Annotated in this window: 23 protein-coding genes, 2 tRNA genes and 2 pseudogenes; 16 read left to right on the top strand and 11 right to left on the bottom strand. The window is 61.2% G+C overall.

Annotated elements, in window-relative coordinates:
• The first annotated feature begins 27 nt into the window (after positions 1–27).
• Together ASE60_RS24810 and dapA are read left to right on the top strand one after the other, a co-directional pair.
• Positions 28–423, top strand: a complete 396-nt coding sequence (locus ASE60_RS24810; RefSeq protein WP_057253948.1) for an Ohr family peroxiredoxin — start codon at positions 28–30, stop codon at positions 421–423.
• A 426-nt stretch (positions 424–849) separates the two neighbouring features.
• A complete protein-coding gene (dapA, locus tag ASE60_RS24815) occupies positions 850–1,755 on the top strand; it encodes a 4-hydroxy-tetrahydrodipicolinate synthase (RefSeq protein ID WP_057253949.1) in 906 nt (301 codons plus the stop codon).
• Positions 1,756–1,915: 160 nt separating this feature from the next.
• Here the strand turns inward: dapA and ASE60_RS24820 are convergent, their stop codons facing one another.
• Positions 1,916–2,128, bottom strand: a complete 213-nt coding sequence (locus ASE60_RS24820) for a hypothetical protein (RefSeq protein ID WP_057253950.1) — start codon at positions 2,126–2,128, stop codon at positions 1,916–1,918.
• Between the two features lie 158 nt (positions 2,129–2,286).
• A complete protein-coding gene (locus ASE60_RS24825) occupies positions 2,287–3,738 on the bottom strand; it encodes a CHAD domain-containing protein (RefSeq protein WP_057253958.1) in 1,452 nt (483 codons plus the stop codon).
• A 332-nt stretch (positions 3,739–4,070) separates the two neighbouring features.
• Here ASE60_RS24825 and ASE60_RS24830 point away from each other — a divergent pair, with 332 nt between their 5' ends.
• Complete coding sequence (locus tag ASE60_RS24830; RefSeq protein ID WP_057253959.1) at positions 4,071–5,177, top strand: endonuclease/exonuclease/phosphatase family protein; 1,107 nt, start codon at positions 4,071–4,073, stop codon at positions 5,175–5,177.
• Between the two features lie 2 nt (positions 5,178–5,179).
• Entirely contained in the window at positions 5,180–5,905 is a 726-nt protein-coding gene (locus ASE60_RS24835) for a DNA mismatch repair protein MutT (RefSeq protein ID WP_057253961.1), read from the top strand.
• Between the two features lie 226 nt (positions 5,906–6,131).
• Here ASE60_RS24835 and ASE60_RS24840 read toward each other — a convergent pair whose 3' ends face one another.
• On the bottom strand, positions 6,132–7,391 hold the full coding sequence (locus ASE60_RS24840) for a calcium-binding protein (RefSeq protein ID WP_057253962.1): 1,260 nt from the start codon (positions 7,389–7,391) through the stop codon (positions 6,132–6,134).
• Between the two features lie 418 nt (positions 7,392–7,809).
• Here ASE60_RS24840 and ASE60_RS24845 point away from each other — a divergent pair, with 418 nt between their 5' ends.
• On the top strand, positions 7,810–8,661 hold the full coding sequence (locus ASE60_RS24845; RefSeq protein WP_200964204.1) for an MBL fold metallo-hydrolase: 852 nt from the start codon (positions 7,810–7,812) through the stop codon (positions 8,659–8,661).
• A gap of 290 nt (positions 8,662–8,951) precedes the next feature.
• Positions 8,952–9,869: a PhzF family phenazine biosynthesis protein gene (locus ASE60_RS24850; RefSeq protein ID WP_057253964.1), complete on the top strand. Its 918-nt coding sequence runs from the start codon at positions 8,952–8,954 to the stop codon at positions 9,867–9,869.
• A gap of 55 nt (positions 9,870–9,924) precedes the next feature.
• Here ASE60_RS24850 and ASE60_RS24855 read toward each other — a convergent pair.
• Positions 9,925–10,000: transfer RNA gene (locus ASE60_RS24855), tRNA-Lys, on the bottom strand.
• A gap of 366 nt (positions 10,001–10,366) precedes the next feature.
• Between ASE60_RS24855 and ASE60_RS24860 the strand changes: the two genes are divergently transcribed.
• Together ASE60_RS24860 and ASE60_RS34840 are read left to right on the top strand one after the other, a co-directional pair.
• Positions 10,367–10,442 (top strand) — tRNA-Lys (locus tag ASE60_RS24860).
• A gap of 143 nt (positions 10,443–10,585) precedes the next feature.
• Positions 10,586–10,738 (top strand): hypothetical protein, encoded by a 153-nt coding sequence (locus ASE60_RS34840; RefSeq protein ID WP_156414716.1) that lies wholly within the window; start codon positions 10,586–10,588, stop codon positions 10,736–10,738.
• 37 nt (positions 10,739–10,775) lie between these two features.
• On the opposite strand, the gene ASE60_RS24865 is transcribed toward ASE60_RS34840, so the two are convergent.
• Positions 10,776–11,207 carry a GFA family protein gene (locus tag ASE60_RS24865; protein WP_057254431.1) on the bottom strand — a complete coding sequence of 144 codons (432 nt, stop codon included), beginning with the start codon at positions 11,205–11,207 and terminating at the stop codon, positions 10,776–10,778.
• 701 nt (positions 11,208–11,908) lie between these two features.
• Between ASE60_RS24865 and ASE60_RS24870 the strand changes: the two genes are divergently transcribed.
• Positions 11,909–12,169: a DUF1127 domain-containing protein gene (locus ASE60_RS24870; RefSeq protein ID WP_082616056.1), complete on the top strand. Its 261-nt coding sequence runs from the start codon at positions 11,909–11,911 to the stop codon at positions 12,167–12,169.
• 370 nt (positions 12,170–12,539) lie between these two features.
• Here ASE60_RS24870 and ASE60_RS34845 read toward each other — a convergent pair whose 3' ends face one another.
• From ASE60_RS34845 to ASE60_RS24885, 3 genes are all read right to left on the bottom strand, one after another.
• Positions 12,540–12,761, bottom strand: a complete 222-nt coding sequence (locus ASE60_RS34845; protein WP_057253966.1) for a hypothetical protein — start codon at positions 12,759–12,761, stop codon at positions 12,540–12,542.
• 149 nt (positions 12,762–12,910) lie between these two features.
• Positions 12,911–13,180, bottom strand: a complete 270-nt coding sequence (locus ASE60_RS24880) for a hypothetical protein (protein WP_057253968.1) — start codon at positions 13,178–13,180, stop codon at positions 12,911–12,913.
• Between the two features lie 253 nt (positions 13,181–13,433).
• The gene (locus ASE60_RS24885) at positions 13,434–14,450 is read right to left on the bottom strand and encodes a glycosyltransferase family 2 protein (RefSeq protein WP_057254434.1); all 1,017 of its coding nucleotides are present in this window, start codon (positions 14,448–14,450) and stop codon (positions 13,434–13,436) included.
• Positions 14,451–14,792: 342 nt separating this feature from the next.
• On the opposite strand from ASE60_RS24885, the gene ASE60_RS24890 reads away from it, so the two are divergent.
• The 5 genes and pseudogenes from ASE60_RS24890 to ASE60_RS35860 form a co-directional block, all read left to right on the top strand.
• Positions 14,793–15,194 carry a hypothetical protein gene (locus ASE60_RS24890; RefSeq protein WP_348272235.1) on the top strand — a complete coding sequence of 134 codons (402 nt, stop codon included), beginning with the start codon at positions 14,793–14,795 and terminating at the stop codon, positions 15,192–15,194.
• Positions 15,139–15,366, top strand: a pseudogene (locus ASE60_RS35855) (FkbM family methyltransferase); the annotation flags it as partial. The gene ASE60_RS24890 and the pseudogene ASE60_RS35855, both read left to right, overlap by 56 nt.
• Positions 15,367–15,496: 130 nt before the next feature.
• Positions 15,497–15,862 (top strand): hypothetical protein, encoded by a 366-nt coding sequence (locus ASE60_RS24895; RefSeq protein WP_057253970.1) that lies wholly within the window; start codon positions 15,497–15,499, stop codon positions 15,860–15,862.
• A gap of 326 nt (positions 15,863–16,188) precedes the next feature.
• Entirely contained in the window at positions 16,189–16,605 is a 417-nt protein-coding gene (locus tag ASE60_RS24900; RefSeq protein ID WP_057253972.1) for a hypothetical protein, read from the top strand.
• A gap of 454 nt (positions 16,606–17,059) precedes the next feature.
• Positions 17,060–17,176: pseudogene (locus tag ASE60_RS35860) on the top strand (entericidin); the annotation flags it as partial.
• A gap of 187 nt (positions 17,177–17,363) precedes the next feature.
• Here ASE60_RS35860 and ASE60_RS24905 read toward each other — a convergent pair.
• Positions 17,364–17,768, bottom strand: coding sequence for a hypothetical protein (locus ASE60_RS24905; RefSeq protein WP_057253974.1), 405 nt, complete (start codon positions 17,766–17,768; stop codon positions 17,364–17,366).
• Between the two features lie 35 nt (positions 17,769–17,803).
• Positions 17,804–18,412 (bottom strand): hypothetical protein, encoded by a 609-nt coding sequence (locus tag ASE60_RS24910; protein ID WP_156414717.1) that lies wholly within the window; start codon positions 18,410–18,412, stop codon positions 17,804–17,806.
• A gap of 325 nt (positions 18,413–18,737) precedes the next feature.
• Between ASE60_RS24910 and ASE60_RS24915 the strand changes: the two genes are divergently transcribed.
• A complete protein-coding gene (locus ASE60_RS24915; RefSeq protein WP_057253978.1) occupies positions 18,738–18,986 on the top strand; it encodes a hypothetical protein in 249 nt (82 codons plus the stop codon).
• Between the two features lie 374 nt (positions 18,987–19,360).
• Here ASE60_RS24915 and ASE60_RS24920 read toward each other — a convergent pair whose 3' ends face one another.
• Positions 19,361–20,008 carry a S24 family peptidase gene (locus tag ASE60_RS24920; protein ID WP_057253980.1) on the bottom strand — a complete coding sequence of 216 codons (648 nt, stop codon included), beginning with the start codon at positions 20,006–20,008 and terminating at the stop codon, positions 19,361–19,363.
• Between the two features lie 1,014 nt (positions 20,009–21,022).
• On the opposite strand from ASE60_RS24920, the gene ASE60_RS24925 reads away from it, so the two are divergent.
• Positions 21,023–21,223 carry a hypothetical protein gene (locus ASE60_RS24925; RefSeq protein ID WP_057253982.1) on the top strand — a complete coding sequence of 67 codons (201 nt, stop codon included), beginning with the start codon at positions 21,023–21,025 and terminating at the stop codon, positions 21,221–21,223.
• Positions 21,224–21,307: the final 84 nt, after the last annotated feature.

A 21,307-nucleotide genomic window follows, 5' to 3' on the forward strand; every position in this document is an offset into this window, starting at 1 on the left:
TAATAAATCAAACAGAGAGGAAATGACATGACCACGAAGCTCGTATTCACTGGCAAGACCCACAACACCGGCGGCCGCAACGGCGGCACCCGCAGCCAAGACGGCATGCTGGAACTGAAGCTGTCGCAGCCGCATCCGGCCGCGGAAAACCTGTTCGGTGCCGCCTGGTCGGCCTGTTACATCGGCGCGATCGAGCTTGCTGCGCAACAGCGCAAGGTGAAGCTGCCGGCCGGCCCCGAGGTTGAGACCGACATCAATCTCAACGTCGACGACGGTTCATACTTCCTCAGCGCTCGGCTGAATGTCAGCCTGCCGGGCCTCGATCGCGACCTCGCCCATGAAATTATTCACGCCGCCCACGAGATCTGCCCGTACTCCAAGGCGACCCGTGGCAACATCGAAGTCGAGACCAATCTCGTCTGATCTCGCCCTCCGAAAATCCTATTGATATCATCGGGATGTGCCGGACCTGGATCTCCAGCCGCGGCGCATCCCGATACCGTTTCAGGGGCTTCGTCCTTGCGCGCCGATCGCGGGCGGAGGCGGTCTTCCGGTCCGACCTCAGGGGAATGTAATTGGGCTGATCGGCAGAACTCCCGTTGTATGGAACGTGTCGCCTCCCGGGCCGATGCCCTCCGTCGCCGCTTGACAAAGATGGAGGACTGTTCGAGTTTCGCCTCATGATCTGCCGTCTCGCCAAACTGACGACCTCGAAAAAAGCCCCGTACCCGGGGCTGTCGGTCGTTGCGCGCAGAGCATAGCAAGCACAAGGATCAGATCGACCCCGCCGGTTCGGACGGGGTTTTCGCTTGCGCTCCGTCTCCGGTTTCTTGAAGGAGATGGAATTTCATGGAAACCACATATTCAATGCCGAGCGGCCTCTGGCTGCCGCTGATCACGCCGTTTCGTGATGGCGAACTCGATGAGCGCTCGCTGCGTCGGCTGGTGACGCACTATGCCGCAGAGCCGATCGACGGCTTCATCCTGGGTGCTACCACCGGGGAGGGCATGGCGCTCGGCGAGGCGGAAGGCGAGCGGCTGGTTGGGATCACCAACGAGACCCTGGCTGCGGCGGGCAAGTCCATACCGGTCTATTTCGGCCTTTCGGGCAGCGACACGCTGAAGACGGTAAAGGCGCTGGAGCGGACGGCGCCTTGGGATATCACCGGCTATCTGATCGCCTGCCCCTATTACACAAGGCCGTCGCAACGCGGGCTCTTCGCCCATTTCTCGGCACTTGCCGATGCCACCGCACGGCCGATCCTGATCTACAACATTCCCTACAGAACCGGGGTGAACCTCGGCAACGAGACGATGTTGCAACTGGCGGAGCGGGAAAACATCGTCGGCGTCAAGGATTGTTCGGCGGATGCGACGCAATCCTTCGATCTGCTGCGCCACAAGCCCCAAGGTTTTTCGGTGCTGACCGGCGAAGACCCGCTGTTCTACACGGCGCTGACTCAAGGGGCGGAAGGCGGGATCACGGCTTCGGCGCATGTTCAAACGGCAGCCTTCGCCGCCATTCGCAACAGGCTGATATCCGGCGATCAACCGGGGGCTTTGGCCGACTGGCAGCGTCTTGCCGATCTGCCGAGGCTGCTGTTTGCCGAGCCGAGCCCGGCTCCGATCAAGCACTGGCTCTGGCGCTCAGGGCTCATCGACAGCCCGGAAATGCGCCTGCCGATGGTGCCGGTCAGCCACGAGCTGGCAGCACGGATCGACCGGGCGATCGCCAGCCAGGACCGCGAAGGCTGACGGGCTTGCTGGAGCCCGGCCATTGTCGCTCGGCTAGAGCATCCGCTCTCAAGTGGAATCACTGGAGGCGGATAGATGCTCTAGAATCAAAGTGCTACAGCGACCTTTGCGCGCCTGATAAGGCGCGCGGCGCTGTAGTGCGTCTTTCCGCTTCAAGCGATTACGCTAGAAAGCGGGATGTTCTAGCCAGGGCCTTCAGCGCGCTGCAGTCACGAACGCCGCTTTGGTAGATCGCAACAAGCCGCTTTGCGATCCGCTCTGCGGCTTCGCAGCGTCGCGTCAGCCCGCGATCACGCAGGATGTCGTCGAAGATGCGCTCGATCTCCTGCATGTCATGGGGGTGTATCGCCTGTTGGCGGGTCGTGGAATGCATCGCGCGACCTCCAGAACTGGGGCGAAAGCGCGAATGAACTTTCAGCCGTTGGAGCCCGTATAAACAGTCCAACGATGGGCGTGAGTATGCGCCGTTTCCCGGCGAATACAATGAAGCCTTGCGGTTGTGTGCGATGGCCGGGTCGGCGCGACCGTGGCTCAGCGCCAGAAGCGCTTGGCGTCGATCACGTCGTCAAGTGCGCTCTGCGCGTGGTCGATCAGCTTGTCCTTGTCGGCGTGCACAACGAGCGTTTCGGCGTCCGGATGATCCTCAAGGCCGATCTCGCCGAGCACGAGGGGACCGGACACGAGATCGTTCAGCGTGCCGAGCCTGTCTTGCAGTCCGGCCATCGCATCGATGAACCGCTTATGGCGCCGCGTGCCCCGCTTGTCGTCAAACAGCGCGGCAAAGAACTCGGCGGCATAACGCAGCTTCTTGGCATCCTTGCGGGCCTCGTGCCGCTCCTCGTCGCTGACCTTGGCGAGTGCGCGGCCATGTTTCTTGAGCTTGCGGCGCGCGCGGTCGAGAACGGCTTCGGCGAAATCGGCCACCGGCCGGTCGCGAAGCTCGGCGGGCGGCGTCGACAGATAGTCGCCGCAGTGCAGCCATTGCTGGATATCGAGAAGAAGGGCGCGGCCGCGTGCGCCGTCGAGGGCCTCGAAGACTTCGACGTAGCGGGCGGCGCGCGCCGTCTTCAGGCGGTCGCGCAACTCCGGCTCCGGATCACGCGTCAGGAGAACGTCAACATCGCGGGCCTTGCCGAAAACACCGGCCAGCCATTTCAGCTCGCCGTTGAGGCGCGCGCTCTCCTCATCGCCAAGCACATCCTTGTAGAGCGAGATGGCCGAGCGCAGTCGGCGAAGGGCGACGCGGACCTGGTGGAGCGCCTCCGGGTTCTTTCGTTCACGCAGCACGTCCTCGTTCAGGCGGTAGTGCCTGAGACAGGCAAGCGCGATGGTGCGGAAACTCTTCGTCACCCGCATCTCGCGGTCGAGCACGACCGGCTCCGCCTTGAAGACGATCGGCCTGGCGTCGATCAGACGGAAGCCGCGCTCGGCCTTGGAAAGAACGCCCAAGCGGAAGGGAACGATCGCCTCGATGCGGCGGGCGAGGGTGAAAAGCGCCTTCGGGTCGCCATCCTTGAGCTCGAGTTCGATTTCGCCGACGGCGGTCTGGCGATTGCCTGAGGCGATCATTCCACGGTCGAGGGCCACTTCGATCTGCGTGCCGTCCTGGTCAACCTCCCAGGTCCTGCGCTCGACCTCGACGGTAAAGTGCGGCTCCAGATCGTCGGGCTCAAGGTCAAACGCGGCGGCAAGCGGGGTGGTGTGATCGACGACCGGCTCATCGGCGGAAAGCGGCTGCTCCCATTCCGGACGGGCAAAGACCGATGCGCCGGGGCCGGTCGCCTTGATCGTCTGGGTGCGTGCCGCGCCGACCGTGCGGATGCGCAGCGTGAAGCCTGACTGATAGAGATCACGGCCGCGCGTATCGAAATAGACGGACCGTTGCTGCTCCGTGCGCGCCGGCTCACCAAGGAGGCCGGATGCGGCAAAGCGGTCAAGATCTTCGGGAGAGAGCTCGAGCTTGAGTTCGATTTCGGTGTTCAAACCATCCTCCATGAGCGCGAGGTCATACACTAACGCCATTTGAGCACATTGGTTCGCGTTCTGGATGACATGGATCATATTGCGGGCGCAGAGACGGAAAGCCGATCGGCCGGGAAGTCGCGCTCGCCGAGACGTGACTGGCCGACAAGGAAATCAGGCTCGACATTTGCCGCTCGATGCCTGGATCATTTGCGCAATTCCGGACGGAAAACCGCTTCGCACTTTTCCTGGAATTGCTCTTTGTATTGGACGCAATTCCAGGCGGAAAACCGCTTCACACTTTCCCTGGAATTGCTTTAAGCTCCCGGCATTTCATGCCACGGAATTGATAAATGTCGCTTCGCCTTGCCACCTTCAATATCGAGAACCTTTTGAGCCGCTTCGATTTTTCCGGCTTTCGCAACCAACTCAAGCAGGACCGGGTCCTCAGGCTCTTCGACGTGAAGACGGAAGCCGAATACCAGCGGCTGGAGGAGGCGCGCACCATCGCGCACACCGATGATACGCGGCAGATGTCGGCGCTCGCGATCGCCGATTGCGATGCGGATATCCTTTGCCTGCAGGAGGCCGACAACATGGCCTCGCTGCAGGCCTTCGAATACAACTATCTCTTCCGCATGGTGGGTAACGGCTATCGCCAGAAATACCTGATCGAGGGCAATGATTCGCGTGGGATCGACGTGGCCGTGCTGATGCGCGAGGAGACGCGCGACGGACAGCCGATCGAGTGCCTGGATGTGAAGAGCCATGCGGGGCTGACCTTTGAAGATCTCGACCTCTTCAACGACCAGCTCGCGCTCACCAACCGGCCGGCCGACCGGATCTTCAAGCGCGATTGCCTGGAGCTCGACCTGCGCATCGGCGGGCGGCCGCTGACGCTTTATGTCGTGCACTTCAAGTCGATGGGGCCGGCGCGCGAAGGGCTCGACGGCCGGCAGGCGACGATGCCGCTGCGCGTGGCGGAGGCGAGCGCCGTGCGCCATATCATCGAGAGCCGCTTCGGCCGCGGGAAGACCGCCGACAAGATGTTTGCGATCTGCGGCGACATGAACGACTACCAGGAGAAGGTGAACATCCTCGGCGACCGGCGCAACGGCTACCAGTTCGTGCCGCACGAGGAGGAAACGAGCTCGCTCGACGTGTTCAGCCATGACGGCTTCGTGGAAAACCCGATGCTGCGCCGGCCGGTGATGGACCGCTGGACGCTGTTTCACAGCCGCGGACCGCAGGAGCGGCACCTCTGCCAGCTCGACTATATCTGGCTGTCGCCGGCGCTTGCCAAGCGCAACCACTCCCAGGTGCCCGAGGTCATCCGCGGCGGCCAGCCGTTCCGCACGATTTTTCCGCCGGGGCTCGACGTGGAGCGCTACCCGCGCACCGGCTGGGACCGGCCGAAGGCGTCGGACCATTGCCCCGTGGCCATAACGCTGGATGTGTGACCATGGGCGCTCTTGAAAGCAATAGGGCAGCGTGGCCGGCCGAAGGCGTCATCATCCCGATCGACGACGTCGATATCCGCGTCAACGGCGCGGCGCATCCGTTTCACCTCGGCGAGGTCGAGCGGGCGCAGGAGAACTGGCACCGCGAAATCGCGGCCAACCCGCATCTCTTCGATGGCCGGATGGTGCTGCAGCGCGCGCTTCGCATCGAGGACGGGCGGATTCGGGGCGAGGGGCATGTCGTGCCCTATTCGACCTTTCTCTGGTGGCGGAAGACGCGGGCCGAAGGCGCCTTTCATCTCTTCGCCATGCCGGCGATCCTGTCCTCCGACGGCGCGTTGATCCTGGTGCGCATGGGGTCGCACACCGCCAATCCGGCCCGCGTCTACAGCCCCTCCGGCTCGCTGGAGCCAGAGGATATCGTCGACGGCTGCTGCGACATCGCCGGCAACATTCGCCGCGAGGCGCTGGAAGAAACCGGCATCGATCTCGCGCTTGCGACGGCCGAGCCCGGCTATCACCTCCTGCATATGGACCGCGCCGTGACCGTGCTTCGCGTCTACCGCTATCCGGAAACGGCGGCGGCGCTGGTTGCCCGCGTGGCGGCGCATGTCGCTGGTGATCCCGAGCCGGAGATCGACGAGGCGATTGCCGTTTTCGGGCCGGATCCGGACGCGAACAACTATCCGCCCTTCATCCTGCCTATCCTGAAGTGGCTGTTTCGGTAACATCCGCTCGCCACGGCCTTGAATCAATAAATCGCGCTATCTTTTTGTATTTGTAGTGCTTATGCCGCGCGCGTCTGCTTGCGCCTTAGGCCCTGTTGATGCGCAGGAAGAACTGCCACGCCTTCACACATGCCCGCGCCCCTCGGTCCTCACATCCCAACAATCAGGAAGGACCGCGCAGGGTGGAAAGCGGACTTCCGCCGGACCAGCCACCGACACTGCAGTCTCACAACGTGAAAGCAATATCGTCGGCAGATAAGTCCGCAAGCGAAACGCCTTCGATGAGGATACCTTCGGTTTCACCATGAAAGGCTACATAGAGACCCTCCTCTGTGTCATGCGAGGCAGCCACAAAGGAATCGAAATTATAGATGTTGGTGTCGCCAGGATAGAAGCCCCCCAACTCGATCACGTCGCCACTTTGGGTGTCAAAATCGACGATATGGTCGATGCTGCTATGGCGAACCTCAAATCCACTCCAGTGGAATGTGTCAGCGCCCTCACCGCCGATCAGACGATCCGCACCGTCGCCTCCAGAGAGGTGGTCATCGCCTTCACCCCCACTAAGTGAGTCGACTCCGGCACCGCCTTCAAGGCGGTCATCATCGCCTTCGCCATAGAGATAGTCATTATTTTCGCCGCCAATCAGGCGGTCGGCCCCATTGCCGCCGAAGAGGTTGTCGCGACTGAGGCCACCGAGCAAAGTATCATTGCCGCTGCCGGTATGTGCGTAAACCCGCTCAAAATTGTGAAAGGCCGTACCGGTCGATGTAACGCCATTGACCACATCGACCGTGACATCATCGGTCCGATCCGCATCCTCGAACCGTAACGTGTCGTCACCGTCGCCGCCGTCGAGTTTGGCAGATGAAAGTGTCGTTGTGATGCTGTCGTCGCCACTGCCGCCAGAAAGATGATTGGCCCCGAACCGATCGATTATCGTGTCGTTGCCCGCACCGGCGTCGATAACATCAGCACCCAGGGAACTCATTTGATTATGGGTGTTCGGCAATGACTGGCCGCCGATGATGTCCGCGCCGTCTCCGGTCGAGATCACGTCGTCACCCGTGCCACCCTCAACAATGTCCTTGCCGCTACCGGTCGTCAGCTCCAGCCGCTCAATGCCGCGGTAGAAGATGTGATTGTCGGTCTCAGCCGGGTCACCGAAGGTTACGTGGCGGTTCATGCCGTTAAACGTGACTCGGTTGCCCGTCCCTGAAAGATTGATGACCAGCGTATCGATGCCGGCACCTCCCCGCGCCACGCCGCCCGTTCCGTTGAGTTCCAGCCGGTCATCGCCATCGCCGCCATCGAGCTCGTCATAGCCGCTGAAGCTCACCAAGCCGTCGTTACCGGCCCCGCCATAGAGAAAATCGTTCCCAAGCCCGCCGTCCAGCGTGTCATTGGCGCCGAGACCCCAGATATTGTCGTTTTCGTCTGTCCCGAACAGGGTGTCGTTTGCATCAGTGCCGACTATCTTTGCCATTGTTTTCATCCTCCTGAAAGCAATCTATAAGCAAACAACAATTGCAAACAAGTATTATATTTATCAAGTGCAGTCATTTATTGTACTTCAATTATAATTCAAAACTTAAATTAATATCCATCACTGTCATTCAAATAACTGAAAGCCGGCGCGATCCTGGAACAACTGGCGTTGAGATCGATTACGCTAGCCCGAAGCGCCCGAGCCAGGCGCGGGACGGCTGGCAAGACTCGGATCTACGATTGTTAGTAGTTGCTGATGTTTCCTTCAACTTTTGCTACTGATCTCGAGATGATGGAAGGTAGCGCGGTAACTGTGTGCCGCAGGCTGTTGAGCAAGATGGGAGAGCGCTCATGGCAACGGGGACAGGTTTCATGCCCGGGGAATGGGGGCAGGTACACTGCGTCCAAAACGTGGGTTGGTACCGTTTCCGACTGGGGGTATTCGAGGGGATGGTTATATCCATCACAGCTACGAGGGCTTCTACCCAGATGCTGATCCGGCCGAAATCGCCCGCCTGAAATCCGTCCATCGGTTGCCCATCGACCACATTCCAATGGATATCAACCCAGTCGTGATGAACACGGGCGACAGATTGTTTCTCATCGATGCGGGCGCGGGGCGGACACTTACATGGCGTGGCGACATGGGTCGTCTGATAGACAATCTCGGCGCGGCCGGTACTGATCCGAAAGACATCGACGCGGTCCTGATGACCCACCTGCATCCGGATCACGCCTTTGGCCTCATCCATCCCGACGGTAGCGCGACCTTCCCCAACGCGAAGCTTTTCTGCACCGATCGGGAATGGGCTGAATGGACCGATCCGGAAAACTTGAATCGGAATGACTTCCGATCGGAGTGGACGGGAGGAGCACATGAAGCAGTGGCTCCTTATCGCGACAGGCTGAGGCTTTTCTCAGTCGGCGAGACCCTGTTCCCGGGAGTGTCCACGTTTTCCGTCGCGGGTCATACCGCCGGGATGTGCGCCTACATCTTCGAGAGCGAAGGGCAAAAAATTGTCTTCACCGGTGACGTCTGCCACCATCAGGTATACGACCCGGCTCATCCGGAATGGTATTTCCATATGGACTACGATACCAACCCGCAGCAGGCCGCGGATGCGAAGACCGCGATTTTCGCCAAGGTCGTGACCGAGGGTATTCGCTATCATGGCTACCATTTCCCTTTCCCGGGAATTGGGGACGTCGTGCCATTGGGCGACGGCACGTATCACTTTCATCCGGAGGCTGTTGCACCGCGCCATTAAGAGCCAAGTTCAGCCGTCGGTGGCTCGCAACCGGCGAACGATTGGTATTGGATTTTCCCGAGGAAGTCCGACGAGGGCTTACGCGGAAGACAGCAAATAAGCTCGGTCAATGTCTGCAGGTATTGCGACATAATCCCGGAAGTTTGGACGGCTCTCGTGAGCCTTTAATAGAGGTGCGTAGCGCTACGAACCCATGACACCTGCTCCGAGTTGTGCACGGGTGCTTTTTAACACTTGCCGCCCGCGCCCCGACGCTGCAAAGTTCGGGGCATCTTCGCAAGGGGACATGAATGGCGCTGAGTTACGCGATCTACGACGTCTTTACCGACAGGCAACTCGAAGGCAATCCACTGGCTGTGGTCTTCGGCGCCGACCGGCTGGACGACGAGGCGATGCAGGCGATCGCGCAGGAATTCAACCTGTCGGAGACGGTGTTCATCCGCAGGCCCGGGGGTGCTGCGCATACGGCGAAGCTCCGGATCTTCACCCCCAGCCAGGAACTGCCCTTTGCCGGACATCCGACCGTTGGCGCGGCGATCGCGATCGCCGAGGCGCAGCATGGCGCGATCGAGGAGGGGATCGACCTTGTGCAGGTGCTGGAGGAGAAGGTGGGTCCGGTGCGCTGCGCCGTCCGCCTCAAGTCGAGGGCTGCGAGCTTTGCCGAGTTCGACCTGCCGCGCAAATCGGTACGGCTCGATGCCCGCTTCGACCGGCAGGCGATCGCCGATGCGTTGAGCCTGAAACAATCACAGATCGGCTTCGAGAACCACGTGCCTTCGTTCTGGAGTGCCGGCGCGCCCTTCGTCATGGTGCCGGTGCACGATGTTGCGGCGGTTTCTTCGATCGAGTTCGATTCGCAACGCTGGGAGCAACTGACGCCGATGGCCGAGGGGCGGCTGGCCCCGGCCTATGTCTATTGCCGCGGCGGCGTGAACCACACGGCGCGCTTCCACGCGCGCAAGTTCGGCCCCGGTGCCGGCAACCTCGAGGACCCGGCGACCGGCTCGGCCGTGGCCGCTCTCTCCGGCGCCATCCATTTTTTCGATCAGTTCGTCGACGGTCATCACCCGGTGCTGGTCGAGCAGGGGGTGGAAATGGGACGGCCGTCCTTCATCCACCTGCATCTGGATATCTCGGGCGGGGAGATCAGCAATGCCCGCATCGGCGGCCACGCGGTGAAGATCGGCGCAGGCGAACTTTTCGTCTGAAGCGGGAGCCAAGCGTTTTGGAAAAAAGAAATTCAATCAGCGTCTTAGGAGAATTTGGTGGGTGATCACGGGCTCGAACCGTGGACCCGCTGATTAAGAGTCAGCTGCTCTACCAACTGAGCTAATCACCCATCCGCGACCGCGTCGGTCAAGTCCCGTCGCTGTCGTGAGGGGGCGTATAAAGGCGTTCGATTGGCTTGTCCAGCGCCTTTGTGAAAATCTTTTGAAAAACTTCATGAGGCCAAGGCGCGCCCTGTGGAGAACGCCCCGCACACCTCCGTGGTTGCAGGGAACACGGGAGTCACGACGAAAGACGCGTTTGACAACTGCCGCTTTGACCTGGGCGGCCGCTTCATCGGCGTGCGCTGATCGCGCGGCCAGGCGAGAGCAAACGCAATCAACTCGGAGCCGGATGGAAACGCTGTGGGTTTATCGTCGCGTGACGCAGATACCCTCTTGAGTGTCATCGGCCCGTGCGCTAAAGCGACGCCACGGATGGGTGATTAGCTCAGTTGGTAGAGCAGCTGACTCTTAATCAGCGGGTCCACGGTTCGAGCCCGTGATCACCCACCAAAACTTCTCCTAAGACGCTGATTAAATTCCAATTTTTCCGGCAGGCATATTGGTGCGCTTTCCAGGTTCTGGGAGGTATCCACGGCCCGTTCCTAAGCATCCGGCGTGACCGCGTGCCGTCCTGTCCGCCGACACTTGTTGCGATGGCCTACGAGGCGCATCAGCGGCGCCATAATCCCGACCGGCGATATGTGCAGCGCTCGACCAGCGCGATTGGTCGCCTGGTCGAGCCGGTCGCGGGCGACGCCAACGGCACCGACCACGCCCTCATCAAACGGTGCGCCGAACATTCATAACGGCGTGACCAATATCGTCGTCAGACGCTGCTGCCGTTCATTTGGCGGGAAAGTATCGGAGCGTTCCGGCGAGCCGCGGGCCGGTCGATCCCTGGGTGTCCATCGGGTGATTGATGCCGTCGTTCACGGGCAATTCTTCAAAATCAAAGGGGCTCACGCCTTCGAGACACGCTGCATTGACGCCGTAGAAATCGGGGTTCGCGCGCGGCCTGTGGAAGGTGTAGATGCCGCATTTTGAGCAAAAGAAATGCTCGGCCGCCTTTGTGTTGAACTGATACCTGGTCAGCGCCTCACCGCCTGAAAGCACAGTGACGCCGTCCTTTGCGGCGGAGACGGCAACCGCGCCCTTCAACTGGCAGTAAGAGCAGGTGCAGCGGCGGGCCGTATGAAGACCGTTCTTCAATCGAACATTGAAACGAACTGTTTTGCAGTGACAGGCGCCGTTGAGGTCCTGAACGTCGAGATTCATGGAAGCATCCATCTGATTTTGAAGCGCAATTGACGTCCTTTTCTTAGGGGCTGGATTGCGGATGCTCAAGTGCGGGCAAAGCGAATGGCATGCCGGGCGGAAGGTGAGGACAGCCGTGACGACCCTTGGAGGCCTCTCCGCCTCATCGCGGCAGCGCCTCGACGTCGTGGCGTGAGGGGCGTGGCTCTGTGGTCGCGATGTCAACGATGCTGCCGATGCAGATCAGTGCGAAGAAGACGAAGAACGAGACAAAGACAATCAATGGCTCCGTTTTGAACTCTTCGCCGCGGTGGAAAAGCCGCGTCTGTTGGCGATAAAGGCCGGATCGACCCCTGCGGCACGCTCGCACCCGTCACCTGTTGCTCCCGTGCAACAGGCGCTTCGTCATTCCGGCAGTTTGCGATTGTGCTCTTGCCGCAGAAGTAAACTCGTGTAATTTTCACCAAATCGGAGCTCAAACTAGAGGAGGCATACGATGAATCATAATTTTGTTCAGATGCTCGCCTCTGGTGGAATGGCTTGCTCGTCACGACGAGTGTGCCACAATTCTGTGAATTACTTCGGCGCATAAACGCGACCCGAGTTCCGCCTTTTCGTATTTTCCATTTTGACTTGATGTGTTCGGTTCCCGGAACGCGTTTCCGTGTCCGCGCGCATCCATAATCTAGAGGACCCGGCCGCTCGCGGCGGCGGGAATAATCATGCGCGAATTACAACTCACCTCCGCCGGCACCCTGCCGGCGATCATGGACGACCTGTTTCGAACGTTCGGCTTCCGGCAGACCGTCGGTGCCTTCCTTGTTGCTGCCTGGAGGCGTCGTCGGACGCTCAACCAGCTCAGCCATCTCTCCGATCACTTGCTCCGCGATATCGGCGCGGAGGAAGGCGTGAAGAAGCCCGAGATAGCCGACATATCCCTCTGGCAAATGCCGGTCGGCTATCCGGTTACGAGACACAACTGAGGCCCGCGTCAGCGGGCCTCAGGCTGCTGGCAAACCTAAAGATGGCTTTCTGCCGCGAAGGGTGTCCCATTCTCCGTCATCCTCGCCCTTGTGGCGGGGATGTGAGCGACCCGACGTCCGTCGGGTCGAAAGACCTTTCAGCTCAAGGACTTGGGCTGGTCTCGCAGTTCCAGCGCGCAATTCGGTGGCGGCGCCGGTTGTGTGTGGACGCGGCTGATCCTGCAACGCCGCGCATCAACTCAGGCGCGCAAAGGTCGCCGTAGCACTTTGAATTGCTGCATGTTTTTGCCCTTTAACCGGCTACGAACAAAGGAAACATGCAGTCGGCAAGTCATCTCTCGTCACCAGCGTGTTGCAGTCGGATCGGAGATCAGGGTGCCAGCGCGGTCGCCGCTGATTGTTGTTCGGCGGCGAGCTTGGCGGCGCAGTCGTGTTTTATCATCGCCGCTGCGAGGTTCGCTCGCCCGGTACCGGTGGCCTTCGCCTTTGCTGCCGCCATGTCCCTGCACCAGTTTGCGTCGAGAACCTCTTCCGGGATGTGCGGCATGCAGGACGAGAGAAGCAGCAGCAAACATAGCAACGCGACGCGCATTCAAGGCTCCTTTGCGGGTGCCGGATTCTTATCATCAGCGAACCGAAAGGAAACACGTGCTTGTGCTTGGGGGGCTGCCTGATAGCCCTTGTTTCATGCGACCACCCGCTGGCCGGCGGTGCGGCAGGGGTGGTCGCGTTTCGTGGCCGTTACGGTGTCGTTGCCGGCTGCGTCGTGGACGGCTGCGTCGTTGACGGTTCGGTCGTGGACGGCTGAGTGGTCGAGGGCTGCGTCGTCGACTGGTCAGTCGTTGCCGGCTGCTGCGTCGTTGCTGGCTTCTGCTCGGTCGTCGCGGGCTCCGTCGTCGTCGTCGCCGGTGCCGTCTCGGTGGCTTGCTTGGCCCCCGGTTTCAGGTACACGACGCCAAGAATGATGAGCACGATCACAACCACGATGCCGATGACTGTGTTTCGATTCATGCAGGCTTCTCCTCAGGTTAAGTGCCTCAGAGGTGTAAATGGAGCGGTCGGTCGAATAATCAACGGCCAAACTCGCGGATCGGTTGAAAAACGATCCATCCGGTCGCGCAGCGACCGGCCGTGCCGTTGATCTTCGGCCTGGAGACATAGCCGGGAGCGGCGCGGTGATGAGTTCTCGAGCGTGCCTGTGCCGGGAGAGCCGGTGCTTTTCCGGTGTGTGAAGGCTGACTGGTAAGGGCCGCGGACCGCGAGCCTAGCGCTCGCCGCCGGCGGTGGATTTGGGCACGGGGGTGATGAAGCCGAGCCGCAGCAATTGCTTCGAACCGCCGAATTTCACCGAGGAATGGGAAAAGAGCTGCAGCGCGCCGGTGCCGGCGAGGGCTTCCGTCATCTTCGCATAGGCCGCCGAACCGTCGAAGTATTGGCCGTCGGCGACGGCATCCTCGATGACCTTTTCGTAGTCGGCGAAGAACTTGAAATGCAGCAGCGCGCCGAGCACCGAGGAGAAGTTGCGTTGATAGGGCAGCGGCTGATGGATGCTGGCGCCGAAGCGACAGTCCTCGTCCCAGAAGATCAACGGATACTTGATCAGTTCCAGGTCGGATTCAAACTCGCGGTGGCGCGCGCCGCCCTTGACCGTGATCGCGCGCGCGGTCGTTGCCAGCGAATAGCCACGGCTATCGAAATGATCGGCGACCTCCCACGGGGCTCGGGTTTTCAGCTGATTGACGTCTGCCGTGCGCAGATTGACCGGATACATATCCAGCATCGGTGCGGGCAGCCGTGAAATCTTCAGATTCTCGAGCGTATGGATCACCGACCACAGCGTGCGGTTCTCGCAATCGTCGTAGATCAGGAACTCATCGGAATCGACGTTGACGTACCAGCGGTCGCCGCCATAGCGCGCAAACAGCGCCTCCCTCCAGAGGCGGCCGCGCCGGGCTTCCGCGTAGCGAAGCGCAGACGCCCACAGGTCGACATCGGGCTGGCCCAGCAGATATTCACGCGTCCCATCGGTCGAGGCATCATCCACACAGATGAAACGGGTAACGCCCAACGACCGGTAATGCGCCAGAAAGCCGGGCATCAGCTTCGCGTCATTGCGGCTGAGGAAAACCAGCGGGAGATCATCAGGGTAGAGCGACGTTTGCCCCTGCGGGCTGACGCAGCGCAGGTCGACTTCGCGGCCCTCCGTCCGTTCGCGACGCTCGACCTTGGCGGATTCGTACCAGGTGATGAGGCGATCGAAGAGGTTTCGGTCCGAGATCATCTCGGCGTCGGATTGATCCCTGAAGGGATAGGTAATGTCTTTCATTCCCATTCCGATATGTATTCTTCATACATAATATGGGGCGACTTAGATCAAAAACACCGGTGAGGCAATTGCCTGATGGCATCGACCCGGCGATGCCGCGAGTGGCGCATTGCCTGTCTCTGGAGCGCGAAATCGCACTAACTGGCGGGGAAAAGATCCTTGAGGCAAGGCATGAAGCGTCTTCTTCGTTCGATCCGAAAGAGAATTCGCTACTTCACCAATGCGCGCACGGTGACGATCGACGGCATCCGGCTGGTGTCCGACGCGGCGCGCGTTCCGGCCGTCGTGCGCGACCTGATGTATCGCGAAGTCTACGAGGATACGGAGCGCAACATCCTGCTTCGGCTGCTGAAGCCCGGCTCGAAGGTGCTGGAAGTCGGCACCGGCGTCGGCTTCATCGCGCTGCTTGCGGCAAGGATCTGCGGCGCTTCGAACGTGCTGACCTATGAGGCCAATGCGTCGCTGGAGCCGCTGATCCGCGAGAACTTCCGGCTGAACGGCATCGAGCCCGCCTTGCGGCTCAGAGCGATGACGGCCGAAGGGCGCAGGATCTCCTTCTTCCGGAGCGACAACATCATTTCGTCGAGCGCCTACGACCGTCAGCTGCCGGGCGCGAAAGTGGAGCGACGTCTTCTCCGAGGTACTCCAGACCTATCGCCCCGATGTGCTGATCATGGATGTGGAAGGCAGCGAGGATGAATTGCTGCGCGTTGCCGATTTCGGCTCGTTCAGGGATATCCTGGTGGAACTGCACCCGCATGTCATCGGCGAGGCGAAGGTCGAGGAATTGAAGGCGATCCTGGCGGACAAGGGGTTCCGGCAAGGCGAGACCGACCGCAAGACCTTCCATTTCCACCGGAACCGCGCTTGAACGCAGCCGATTTCGCTCGCCATGACGCGACCATCGCAACTTTTTGGCGGGTCGTTGGTTACTCCTGCATTCACGTTCACTGGGCTAGCCTTGAGGTCCTCTCAATGGGTAGCGGGTGGAGGAGACTGATATGACACACAAGATGAGCAAACTTCTGGCCGTGCTCCTGGTCGCCGCAGGCGCCGTAGGCGCCGTCACGGCGCTGCCTTCGGTATCTCCGGCGCAGTCCCTTGATCTCTACATCGGACCTCGCGGCGACGATGGCGACTGGGATCGGGACTATCGGCGCGAACGCCGCTATGACGACGATTACTACAGCCCGCGGCGCGGCTGCAGCGCCCGCCAGGCCATTCGCCGCGCCTATGGCTATGGCATGCGTGATCCCGAGATCGCCGGAATGAGCCGCAACCGAATCGTCGTCGAGGGCATCGGACGGCGTGGACAATACGCCAGGATCTATCTCGCCAACCGCAGCGGTTGCCCGCGCATCCGCTAGATCACTTCATTGTTTCATCGAAACACTGAAGTGATCTAAGTCTTTGAAATTACGCAATTCTGGACGGAAAACCGTTTCGCACTTTTCCTGGAATTGCTCTAACGTGTCTCCCTGTCTCGACCGCGCGCTTGGTGCGGTCAGGGGGCGCGGTCGAGGGCGCAGTCGGGAATTGCCTGCGCCGCGCAAAGGACACGCGGCAAATGCTCCTCGTTCCGTATTCCGCAGTGCGAGGCGGCGGCGTGATGCTCGTGCCTGGCTCGCCGCAATGGGGTGAACGCCGCTGGTCCGTTCCCTTGAGGAAGGGCAATGTGATATAGCGTCCGCCGATGATCATTCCGACCTCTTCGACATCCACACCGCTCGGCGAGCGTGCCTGCGGCACCTGCACCCTTTGCTGCCGGCTGCCGGATATCGACGCGTTGGAAAAACCGGCAAACGACTGGTGCCGGCATTGCATCGACGGTGAGGGGTGCCGGATCTATGAGCAGCGGCCGCAGCTCTGTCGCGACTTCCTCTGTCTTTGGCGCACGGATGAGGGCCTGGACGACACCTGGGATCCGGCGCGCTCGCGCATGATGATCTATCGGCAGGGGCCGCAGGTCACCGTTCTCGTCGATCCCGATTATCCGGAAATCTGGAAGCAGACGCCCTATGCCGAGACGCTGCAGCGCTGGGCGCGCGCGGGCGAAGGCGGGCAATATGTGATCGTCTTTGTCGGCGACGCCGTATTCAAGGTCGTCTGACGCGCGCGACAAAGCGCGAAAAAGAAAGAGCCCCGCACGAGGGCGGGGCAAGCGAGCACCCAAAATGGCTCGGGGTGCGGGGAAGCGCAGTCAGAAAGAACGTACTGCGCGGTACGGAAGCTAACGCGCATCCGCCAGCCGGGGGAAGGCCTGATTCGGCGATTCCGGTACGCTCGCCAAAATAAATCCTGAGAAGAGCCGAGCGGCGGGCCATGGCCGCCGCGCCCGTCTTTCGCGGTCCCGGTCTTGAGCAGCGCCGATTGACTTTGCCGCGTTCCGCCTCATTTCCGAAAGGAGAAACTGACGGAGACGATGATGTCAAAGACGATGCTCATGGTCCTCTGCCTACTGCATGTGTCCTTTAATCGTACCCGATTAAAGGACAAGAACATGCAGCAATTCAAAGTGCTACAGCGACCTTTGCGCGTCTGATAAGACGCGCGGCGCTGTAGCGCTTCTTGCCCTTTCGGCCTGTGGCAACACGGCGCGCGGCTTTCGGCAGGATGGAGCCGAGACCGGCCACGCACTCGACGACGCGACGCACCGGGTACTGAAGTCGACCTCGAAATAGAGCAAATCCAGGAAAAGTGCGAAACGGTTTTCCGTTCGGAATTGCGTAATTTCAAAGACTTAGATCACTTCAGTGTTTCGATGAAACAATGAAATGATCTAGGGCGCAAGAACCCGATGCAGGAAAGGCACTTCGGCCTTTCCTGTGTTCGCGCTCGATGGTGGTGCGGTCGGTGCCCGGACGAGCGTTATCGCGGCCGCAAGGCGTTCGGCTGAGCGACCGTTTCGCTGCTCGAAAAGATGACGACTGCAAACAGCAGCACGCCGACGAAGGCGACGATCGAGGCCGCGGCGACGATGGGCTCGATCTCGGGCCTGCCGGTGACCATCAGATAGAGCGACGGCACCAGCACGGCGACGCCTGAGGTGTAGACGTAATATTGGATCATGGCGAGCCGGCGCTCGGCCTTGGCGGGATTGAGCGCATAATAGATGCCGAAGATTGCCATCGTGACCCAGCCGAGCAGGTTTGTATGGGCATGCGCCGGCGTGGCGGCATGATCCTGACTGATAGCCATGTGCAGGCCGATACAGAGGCCGATGATCAGGAATATGATTGCGGTCTTGAAATACAATTGAGCAAGGCGCGGCATCGATTCTCTCCTCTTGATGCTCCCCGCTTACTTTATTAGCATTTTTGCAAATTAATAATGATTGCCAATATTGGGCACTTTGCGCCGTCGTCATGCCCGCGAGCGGATCCATGCGACCGGGCGGTTGCCGCGGCCAATGCGGCGCGCTTGCGCGTGGCCATGTCGTTGAAAGCGGTGAGGTTCTGGCGCTGCAGATAGGCGGATATCGCGGCTTCCACGCCGCGCTCATTGCCGCCTTCGGCTTCCCAGAAGGCTTCCATGGCGGCGAAGAGGGCGGACTTGTCGAGCGTCATGGTCATCTGAGATCGGCACCGAACTGCTGGCGGTGGTTGAGGGTGCCGTGGACGGCCTGGCTGTAGGGGGAGCGTTCCGCGTCGAAATCCGCGCACCAGCGCTCCCAGGCGTCGGAGGTGCGGACAAAGGCCGGCAGCTTGTGCTTCCTCTTGCGGGCTCTGGTCGTAGCCTTCGAGCCAGGCGTCGGCGACCGTCTCGGTCACGTCTTCGCCGTGGAGGACGTCGAGATCGAAGCGGATCAGCTTTGCGACATGCTCGCCATCGTGGACCCGAAGCCAATCGGCAGCGGTGCGGTAGGTGGTGCCGACCGTGTCTGTCTCCTCGCAAAAATAGCCGGTGCCGAGCGTCATGACGGCGAGAATGACCTCGCGCCCGTGAAGGAACGGGGCGGGGCCTGTCACAGCATCCGCGATCAACACGTCGGGCATCGTTCACCTCGGCCTGTTCGAGGTGCGCGCTGGCGCGCCCTTGCGGGTGCCATCGGTCCCTCCGGTTTCGTTCTGTGGCAATATAGGAAAATTCCTATTTATACTTCAATAGGAAAGGCACTGCCGGCAGGAATTTTCTTCGCGCGGCCGCTTTGAGTTGTCGATAGGCGATTATTTGTTCTTGTTTTGTTCGATCGATTGCGCCACCTTGGAGCCGCCATTCCAGGTGGCGGAAAAGGAGCATGGGATGATCACCTATTTCGTGGTTCAGAGCTTCACGCTGGGGAGCCGCGGGGCGCTGCTTGCCGACAATCCGGTGCAGGCGACCGGGGCCGAACATGCGGTGCGGCTGGCCGAAAGGCTGGCAGCGACCAAGGTGGGCGTCGTGGCCTTCAGCCGCTCAGGCGATCTCGCGACCGGGGAGTTCGAGGACGCCACGCTGCTCTTCATGTCGGGCGACCTGCCGATGGAGATCGAGGAGGGGATGGCGGCCTGAGTGTCAAGTGGCAGGAGGCAGCGGACCGAACGCTTTGTGACGGCATGCGGAACGGCGGCGATTGCATGGCGAAGTGTTGAGGACTGCCCCGAGGCGATGCCTTGCCCGCGGCATCCTCGCCTGGCGGTGAGGGGCGAACCAGCCAGTGCCTGTGGCGTGCGGGATTTGTCCCTGGATCGGCTGGCACTTGGTGCAGAATTGACGTGCCTGTGGTCGGGACTCGCTACCCCACTGCCAGTCGTCGAGACAAGCTGGCGCCCATCGCGGCCCTGTTCAGGGGGTGAGCAGCTATGTGGTCGGCATGCTGCTTTGAATCAGGTAAGCGATATAGCGCGTTGAATATGCAAGGATATCGTCGCTTGGCCCTGCAGGCTCTAGCGGGCGCTGTATTTGCCGACCACCCGGTGGCAGAAGGACCACTCGACCCGGCTCTCGGTGAATTCCAGGAAAGGGTTGTACTGCCGGAGCGTCCATTCGCGGTCGTTGAAGGAGACCAGCCGCTTGATGATCGCTTCGGCGTCGTTGGCGGGCGGCACGTGATAGAGCACCACGTCCTTGTCGCGCGCCGGCGGCAGATGCGGGTGGACGAGCGCCATGTCGCCGGGCTCGTATGCCGGGATCATCGAGCTGCCGGTGAGGTAGATGCCGTAGGCGCCCTTGACGCCCTCAAGCACCGAGGGGCGCTTGACATATTCGACCGCATCGAAGGTGACGATCACGTGGCCGTCGCCGCCTTGCGCGGCGGCGAAGATCGGTAGGTCGCGATGGCCGACGAGCTGTTCGCCGGGCACGATCTGCGGTGCGAAGCCGGGCGCACGTCTCGGTGCCGCTTCGGCGGCGGGGGCGCCCTGAATCAGATCGACGATCGTGCGCGCGTCGCGCTCGCGCAGTTCCCGCGGTGTCTCGCGCTCGACGAATTGCTGGATATAGGCGTGGTTCTTCGCGATCGCGATCGACAGATCCTTGTAGGTCGTCTTCTTCGCGTCGACTGCTTCCCGGATAAGGCGGCGCAATTCGTCCATGGCACTGGCATCCCAGATTCCGTTTCTTACGTCCAATAGGAAAGTTCCTCTTGATGAGTGTAGGAAATCCTACTATGAATAGGATGTCAACGGAAATGAGCGGTGCAAATCGCCTGAGTTTCCGGCGGCGGCCGGCATCGCCAGCGTTTTTAAAAGACGCGCGGCGCTGTCAATGGCCCCACAGATCGGTCTCCGCAGCAATTGCGGTGAGCATTTTGAGAAAAGCTGCTGTCTTCCCGATCGGCAACGATTTCGGGGTGCGCAGCGGGCGAGAGGTTCCGCTTCCTCCCCGGAGCCTCTCGCTCTTCGATTACGATGATCTTGGGTCGGCTCGGCCCGGCAACATGAGCGCGATCGAAATTGGCGCGAGCGGAACGCGGGCGGGAAACCGTCAGCACTCCTCCTCTCGCTGCGATTCGTCGCCGGCAAGCCGTCACCGGCGCATGCCTCCGGAACTGGCAATGGTTGCGGCTGGCGGCGTGCGCGGTCCGGGCGCCGGGAGCAGGCGGCTGCGCTCCTTGGGGGTGCGGTGCCGGCTCACGAGCCCGAAGTGGCGCCCGTCGTCCCGCCTGCATTCCTTTGGGATGCGCGGCGCAAGGGACCGAAGGGCCTGACCGGTCCGCCCATCAGGGGCGGATGCTGGAAGCGGCTTGTCGGCGGGGTGGGGAGACAATCGGATTTGGCGCGCGATGAGCGCGATGGAATGGCCGTGCCAGACGGGGCGGCCAAAGGCGAAGGCATGGGAAAAGGCATGGCGCAGGACAGTCTGACAGGAAGGCCTGGAGCCTCCCGCTTTCAAGTGGAAACGCTGGAGGCGGAAAGATGCTCTGGAATCAAAGTGCTGGAGCGTCCTTTGTGCGTTCGGTCGAACGCACGGCGCTCTAGAGGACAGGCGGAAAGCAAGGGCGCGGGCGTCCTGCCGCCTTTGGTACGCGTCTGCGGCAGCGCTGTTGCCGCGGCGCCCGGCAAGGCCAGGGCCGGGGCCGCATCCCGGCCGAGCGGGGAGTAGCGGCCATGCGCATCACCGCGATCGTCGAGGCGCTGGTTCAATCCGGTGCGTCGCCGGAGATGATCCTTTGCGCCGTGCGCGCCGCCGAAGCCGGGCAGCAGTCGGAGATCGAGCGGCGCCGGGCAGGCGATCGCGAACGGCAGCAGCGTCACAGGGCGCGCGTGACGTCACGCGATGTCACGGCGACAGCGGCGGGTGTCCTCTAACTCTCCCGACACGACTCCGGCCGGGAGCGGCCCTCAGCTCGATCTCCACCTGGGGGCGGAAAATGCAGCGCGGTCGGGGCGCGG

This window comes from Ensifer sp. Root278 (assembly GCF_001429285.1).
Lineage (GTDB): Bacteria > Pseudomonadota > Alphaproteobacteria > Rhizobiales > Rhizobiaceae > Ensifer.